This is a genomic window from Acetobacterium sp., assembly GCF_041752335.1.
Classification (GTDB): domain Bacteria; phylum Bacillota; class Clostridia; order Eubacteriales; family Eubacteriaceae; genus Acetobacterium.
The window spans coordinates 21,799-29,501 of sequence record NZ_JBGSHG010000014.1 but is presented as its reverse complement, the minus strand read 5'-3'; the positions used below and the strand labels follow the sequence as shown (position 1 = coordinate 29,501).

5 protein-coding genes are annotated in these 7,703 nt (G+C 47.1%); all 5 read left to right on the top strand.

From position 1 onward, the window contains the following. Positions 1 to 481, top strand: a 481-nt coding sequence (locus ACEW8F_RS02700; protein ID WP_373481936.1) for a cobalamin-dependent protein, incomplete at its 5' end; no start/stop codon positions are given. A gap of 14 nt (positions 482 to 495) precedes the next feature. Next, on the top strand, positions 496 to 1,476 hold the full coding sequence (locus tag ACEW8F_RS02695; protein WP_373481935.1) for a uroporphyrinogen decarboxylase family protein: 981 nt from the start codon (positions 496 to 498) through the stop codon (positions 1,474 to 1,476). Between the two features lie 136 nt (positions 1,477 to 1,612). Beyond that, positions 1,613 to 3,007 carry an SLC13 family permease gene (locus ACEW8F_RS02690; RefSeq protein WP_373481934.1) on the top strand — a complete coding sequence of 465 codons (1,395 nt, stop codon included), beginning with the start codon at positions 1,613 to 1,615 and terminating at the stop codon, positions 3,005 to 3,007. Positions 3,008 to 3,603: 596 nt separating this feature from the next. After that, the gene (locus ACEW8F_RS02685) at positions 3,604 to 5,274 is read left to right on the top strand and encodes a formate--tetrahydrofolate ligase (protein WP_373481933.1); all 1,671 of its coding nucleotides are present in this window, start codon (positions 3,604 to 3,606) and stop codon (positions 5,272 to 5,274) included. Positions 5,275 to 5,534: 260 nt separating this feature from the next. After that, positions 5,535 to 7,670 carry a clostripain-related cysteine peptidase gene (locus tag ACEW8F_RS02680; RefSeq protein ID WP_373481932.1) on the top strand — a complete coding sequence of 712 codons (2,136 nt, stop codon included), beginning with the start codon at positions 5,535 to 5,537 and terminating at the stop codon, positions 7,668 to 7,670. The last annotated feature ends 33 nt before the right edge of the window (positions 7,671 to 7,703 follow it).

Genomic DNA, 7,703 nt, shown 5'->3' with positions numbered 1-7,703 from the left:
ATTCTCATCCGGAGAAATTTTTGTTCCGGAAATGCTGATCGCTGCCAAAGCCATGTCAAAAGGCGTAGAAGTTTTAAAACCACTGATGGCCGGTGACGGTTCCGCCTCATTGGGAACCTGCGTCATTGGTACGGTGGCGGGCGATCTTCACGACATCGGAAAAAACCTGGTTTCGATGATGATCGAAAGCGCCGGCTTTGAGATGGTTGACCTGGGCGTGGATGTTCCCGCCGATACCTTTGTCCAGGCAGTTAAAGATAATAAAAACGTTAAACTGGTAGCCTGTTCCGGTCTGCTGACTACCACCATGCCAGCTATGAAAGAAGCGGTTCGGACCATTAAGGCCGCTTACCCGGGTTTGAAAGTTATGGTTGGCGGGGCTCCGGTAACGCCGGAATATGCCGCTGAAGTTGGTGCCGACGGATACGCCCCGGATGCCGGCAGTGCGGCAGTTAAAGCTAAAGAACTGATAACAGCTTAATAAAGGAGAGAAAAATGTTAACAAAAAGACAAAACTTAATGGAAGTGATGAAGGGTGGAAACCCGGATCGCTTTGTCAAACAATATGAAGCGTTTGCGTTAATGATGAAAACTCCGATTAGCCGTTTAAAACCACCAGTGGGCGGCACGATCGTCAATGAATGGGGGGTTACCCTGAGCTGGCCGGAAGGTCAGTTGGGTTCATTCCCGGTCCATGACGAGGAACACATTGTCATCAAAGATATTACCAAATGGCGGGATTACGTTAAAGCCCCCAAGCTTGACTATCCCGATGAAGCTTGGGCGACAGCCATTGCCGACGCCAATGCCGTTGATCGGAATGATAAGTATGTCACCGTTTTTGTTGCTCCGGGACTGTTTGAACATGTTCATTATCTGATGAGCATGGAAGAAGCCTTAATGGCCTATTATGAAGAGCCGGAAGCGATGCATGAACTGATTGACTACCTGGTCGATTTTGAACTCCGGCTGGCCGAAGAGTTTGTTAAGCATCTTCATCCCGACGCGGTTTTTCATCATGATGACTGGGGCAGCCAGATCAACTCCTTTGTTTCACCGGCGATGTTTAAAGAATTCTTTGAACCGGCGTACAAGAAAATCTATGGCTACTATAAAGAAAACGGCGTTGAACTGATCGTCCATCACAGTGACAGTTATGCCGCTAATCTGGTGCCATCGATGATTGAAATGGGTATCGATATCTGGCAGGGCGTGATGAATACCAATAATATTTCTGAATTGATCAAGCAATACGGCGATAAAATTACCTTTATGGGCGGTATTCACAGCGGTTTAGTCGATTTCCCAACCTGGACCCCGGAAATCGTGGCTGAGTATGTTGAAAAAACTTGTCAGGAAAATGGCAAACTGCATTTTATTCCATCGCAGACCTCGGGTTTACCAATTGACTCATTCCCGGGTGTATATGAAACCATTAATAAAGAAATCGACAAGATGTCTGAGAAAATGTTTTAAGACAGGAAAAAAACCTGTACCCACCGGAAATGAATATCAGGCGGGCTCAGGGTTTAGGTTAAAAGGGAGGAAGTCTTTTCGAAACTGAATCGGCTTCCTATTCTTTTATCATGATGATAAAAACTTGAGGTGGATTATGAACAAAAAGCAGTTGTTTGGAATGATCATAAGTGTCGGAGTGCTTGTTGCCGTTTTCCTGCTGCCAATTCCCGAGGGATTGACAGATATTGGCTTTATTACCATTGGACTTTTAATTTTCTTTTTGATCATGCTGATTACCGAAGCACTGCCAGTAGGGGTTATCTGCTTCCTGAGTCTGGCGTTATTACCGCTCCTGGGGGTCACTAAAAATCTGGCAACCGGATTGGTCGGGTTCAGCAATACGATGTTATTTTTTGTCCTGGCGTCTTTTGGTTTGGCTGAAGCGGTGACCTCCACGCCGATTGTGCAGCGGATACTTCATGTCTTGCTCGAAAAGTTTGGCAAAGATGTCAAGACCTGTATTTTGGCAATCATGGTTGCCGGCGGGCTGGTATCGTCCGTCGTCACGGATGTTCCCACAGTGGTTGTTTTTATGGGCATTGGGGCAAGTTTTCTGAAACTCTTCAAAAATGAAGCTGATCGTCAGAAAACCGCCAGACCCCTGATGATTGGGATTCCGGTTGCGATTATGCTAGGTGGCGTTATGACCCCGGCCGGCAGCGGGATTAATATCTTAACCATCGGTTTGCTGCAGAATTTGGCCGGCGTTCAGATTACCTTTATCCAATGGATGGTTTGTGCGATTCCGATTGTGGTTTTGATGCTGCCATTATCCTGGTTTGTGTTGATGAAAATATATCCACCGGCAGAAATTGATCAGGCGGAAATTCAGGGTTACCTGTCCACCATCGTGGTTAAAGAAAAAATTACCAAAACCGAGTGGAAGGTTATTACGATAGCAGCAGGGATGATGTTTTTCTGGATACTCAGCTCATTTGTGTCCGGCATTGAGGTTACTGTCGTAGCCCTATTGGGGTGTTCGTTGTTTTTTCTGCCAGGCATTAAGGTGTTGACCTGGGACCGCTATATGAAAGCAGTCAGCTGGACTTCTTTTATTCTGATTGGTACGGTACTCTGTTTAGCAAACACGATCGTCGTCAATGGTGTCAGCGAATGGTTTGTAACCCATGTTTTACCGACAAGTCTTTCTATTTCAACCATGGAAGGGGTATTATTTGTCGCAGCCATGAGCTTTGTCATTATGCTGGTTGTCCCGGTGGCGCCGGCTCTCATTGGAGTACTGACGCCGGTTATTGTCAGCCTGGCAGCGACCACGGGTATTAATCCGGCCTTGCTGATCATCACCCTGGGATTATGTGCCGGTAATTGTTATCTGTTCCCGATTGATACCATTCCGTTGATTACCTATACTGCCGGCTACTACAAGATGACGGATATGCCCAAGGCAACGGTTTGGTTGCAACTGGTGTTTATTGTTCTGTGTACCCTCTGGATACCAATTGGCGGAAAACTGGTCGGGCTGGCATAAATTGTATCGTGAGTAGTTAGGCGTGATTATTCCCAAAATGAGTAAAAAAACACAGTAGAAAATTTATTTTTATAAAAAAAAAACAGTAGCTTGACGGCAAATTTTATAAATTGCGCGAGAAAAAGACCGGTTTCAAAAAAACATATTAGCAATTACTGATGTAGTAGTTAAAAAAGTAACAAAAACAGAACGATAAAAATGTCAATTTTACGAATCTATTTTAAGGAGCCCTGAGCAGTAAAGCTGTTCAGGGCTTTTTTTTAGACGTTTACAGAAAATATGCGTTAGTATTTGTAAAAAAAGAGAAAGTGTAAAAAATAGCCGATTAAAACGAAAATATCAGGGATGAACGTTAAAATTATAACAAGATATTTCCAGTCTCAAACTTTGTTTGAGAAATAACAAACAAGTAAAGATAATAAATTGTCCCAACATAGAAAAATATTGACACGGAGTATAAAAGATGTTAACCTATGGAAAATCTGTATATACATGTGCACAGGATGTACGTAAATAATTAACCGCAGCGTGTGGTGCAGATTAAAAAAAAGGGACTTAGAGAATAACGAAATTATTTTGAAAAGGAGAAAGACAAGATGAAAACAGATGTACAGATCGCACAGGAAGCTAAATTGCAACCGATTGCACAGGTGGCTGAAAAATTGGGGATCACCGGAGATGAACTGGAACTTTACGGCAATCATAAGGCCAAGGTGTCCTTATCGGTATTGAAAGACAACCAGGATAAACCAGATGGCAAGCTGATTCTGGTAACCGCGATAAACCCAACTCCGGCCGGTGAAGGGAAAACCACCACCAACGTGGGGCTTTCCATGGCGCTCAATTATATCGGTAAAAAAACCATTACCACATTAAGAGAACCCTCACTGGGACCATGCTTTGGTGTCAAAGGTGGCGCCGCCGGCGGTGGCTACGCCCAGGTCGTTCCGATGGATGATATTAATCTTCATTTTACCGGTGACTTCCATGCCATTACCGCGGCTCATAGTTTGCTGGCGGCCCTGCTTGATAATCATCTTCACCAGGGAAATCTGTTAAACATTGATTTGGATCGGATTGTCTGGCGCCGGGTTGTTGACATGAATGACCGGGCCCTGCGGATGATCACCGTCGGTCAGGGCAGTCGGGCCAATGGCGTGGAACGGGAAACCGGTTATGACATCACCGTGGCATCAGAAATTATGGCGATTCTCTGTCTGGCCTCCAGTCTTACTGATCTCAAAGAGCGACTGGGCCGAATGATTGTTGCTTACAACACCGAAGGCAAAGCGGTGACCGCCGCTGATCTGGAAGCCACCGGCGCCATGGCCCTGTTGCTTAAAGATGCCATCAAACCGAATCTGGTTCAGACCCTGGAAAATACCCCGGCCTTCATCCATGGTGGTCCCTTTGCCAATATCGCTCACGGCTGTAACTCGGTGCTGGCTACCCGAACAGCCTTGAAGCTGGCTGATTATGTGGTTACCGAAGCCGGTTTTGGTGCTGATCTGGGCGCGGAAAAATTCTTTGATATCAAATGCCGTTATGCTGAGCTTAAACCCAATGCCGTGGTGATTGTGGCCACCGTCCGGGCTTTAAAAATGAACGGCGGGGTGGTTAAAACCGAACTGTCAACCGAAAACGTGGCCGCGGTGGAATCGGGCAGCGCCAACCTGATCCAGCATCTGGAAAACCTGCAAAAGTTCAAGGTGCCCGTGGTCGTGGCCCTGAATAAATTCCCGACGGATACCGAAGCAGAATTTGCTGCTGTTAAAAAAGCCTGTGAAAATATAAATGTCAAAGTAATCCTGTCTGATGTCTTTTCCCAGGGTGGTAAAGGCGGCGAAGAACTGGCCCACGAAGTGGTCAAACTTTGTGATATGGGTGAATCACAATATCAACCGCTGTACGCGCTGGAACTGCCGATTGAGCAGAAAATAAAAACCATTGCCACCGAAATCTACCGGGCGGATGGGGTCGAATACGAACCGGAAGCCAAAAAACAACTGGACGAGATTGTCGCCCTGGGCTTTGATCACCTGCCGGTATGTATGGCCAAAACCCAATATTCTTTCTCCGATGATCAGACCCTGCTGGGCGCCCCCCAGGATTTCAATATCCATGTCAAAGAAGTGCGTTTGTCAGCCGGAGCTGGATTTGTGGTCGTAATCACCGGAGCCATTATGACCATGCCGGGTCTGCCCAAGGTGCCGGCTGCCAATGGCATGGATATTACCGAAGACGGTGAAATCATCGGTTTGTCCTGATCACGCTAAAATAACGGATTAAAAACGCAGACCACTTTATTGTGGGTCTGCGTTTTTTTCTGGGTGAAAGGGTCGCGAAAAAATGATTTTAGGTGCGAAATTTCTTTGCTTATCGACCCGGGAGGCGTATAATATAAATCAGTATTATGTAAAAATCCATTGCGGATAAAGCGTTTGAGGCAACTATAAAAGGCGGCCAGTTTAATCGCGATGGTTAAGACATGAAAGCGATAAAAAATCATTGACCCGGGAGGTTAGTAATGAAAAAAAGATTGACGGCATTTTTGATCATCTTTGCCATGGTGCTGTCTTTGACAGCTTGTTCAGATGTTGGTGGCGGAACCAGCACCCACAAAAACAGCGGCCTCGATACATCACTTAAGCGGAGCACCGAGATGAAGGTGAGTTCCAGCGGTGATCTGGAAATTCAGCGACTGACCCGAACCGAAACGAAAAAAATGGGTGACTCCGGGACCTGGACCATTTTTGTTTATATGTGCGGCTCGGATCTGGAAAGTGACGGCGGCCTGGCTACCATGGATCTCCAGGAGATGATTGATGGCGCCCAGTCGGACAAGGTGAAATTTGTGGTTCAGACCGGTGGGGCCAATGCCTGGGATAACGATCTGGTTGATGACGCCTTGACCCAGCGCTTTGTGATTGAAAGTCAGAATATGGAAGAGATTGAAGCAGCGGACGGTGCCAACATGGGTAGCGCCGAAACCCTGGCCGAATTTCTGAATTGGGGTGTATCATCCTATCCAGCTGAAAAAATGGGGCTGGTTTTCTGGAATCACGGCGGCGGCAGCATAACCGGCGTCTGCTTTGACGAGCAGAATGAAAGCGACAGTCTGTCGCTGCTGGAAGTCGAAAACGCCCTGACTTCGGTTTATCCCCAGATGACGGATGCCTTTGAATTTATCGGTTTTGATGCCTGTCTGATGGGTACCGTCGAAACCGGAAATATGCTGGCCCCCCACGCCCGCTATATGGTGGCATCGGAAGAGCTGGAACCTGGCTATGGCTGGGATTACACCGCCATGGGCAGTTTTATCGGCAGCAGTCCGGCGGCTGGCGGAGCCGAACTGGGCAAGGTGATTGTTGATTCTTTCTACGCGGCCTGTATGGCCATCGACAGTCACAATGAAGCAACCCTGTCCTGCATCGACCTGTCCAAGATCGATGAACTGGTTTATACCTTTAACGATGTCGCCCGGGAGATGTACAACGCCACTACTAAAACCGATGTTTTATCGCCGATGATTAAGGGAATTACAGCGGCCGAAAACTATGGCGGCAATAACAAGTCCGAAGGCTATACCAATATGGTTGATCTGGGTTCGGTGCTGAAAAATGTCACCGCTAATGTAGCTGGTACCGATCAGGCCCTGGCAGCCCTGGCGGACTGCGTTGTCTACATGAAAAACGGCAGTGACAAGGCCGATTCTCATGGCTTGGCGATCTACTATCCCTTAGCCATTCAGGGCTCCGAGGAATTGTCAATTTTCAAGGATATCTGTGTCAGTCCTTACTACATGTCCTTTGTCGATAAAATGGCCTACGGCAGCGACACCAACGGTGATTTTGGAAGCTACAGCGATGCGGACTGGTTTGGCGAAAACTCGCTTTACTGGAGCAGCAGTTATGATGGATCAGCCGGCTCCGCTTACTGGTCGGAACTGGATCAGGAACCCACCGAAGTATACAATTTCAGCGAAGCGGAAACGGCCGTTTCGTATTCATCACCGCCTGCCATCAATGCCGCTGGCATGTACGGCTTTACCATTTCCGCCGACACCCTGAATTATGTCGAGGCCGTCTTCTGTGACGTATTTATGGATGCCGGCGATGGCGAAACCCTGATTGAACTGGGTCTGGATGATAACATCACGGCTGACTGGAATACCGGTAAGTTTGAAGATAACTTCAGCGGCTATTGGGTGTCCCTGCCTGATGGACAGCCATTGGCTACCTATATAGTCGAACAGGGCGACAACTACAATATCTATACCTCGCCGGTGATGCTCAATGAGGTGGAAACCAATTTGCGCATAAAAATCGACTTTGCCAGCGATGGTAATTACACCATCACCATTATCGGCGCCTGGGATGGTATCGATGAAGTTACCGGTCAGGCGGCCAAAGAGATTACCAAACTGAAAAAGGGTGATCTGATCACCCCGATGTATTATTCCTATAGTATGAAAACTGATGAGGAGGGCATTTACGAAGGCGAAGCCTATACCTTTAACAATGACCCGGTGATCTATGAAGAACCGCTGGCCGTGGGAGACTACTACTATTCGTTCCAGATCGATGATATTTTTGGCAGTTCCCTCTATACCGACTTCGAGATCTTCTCAGTCGACGCCAACGGGGATATCTATTTTAATTAATAATATGCGATCAGCAACACCATGAAAACAGCC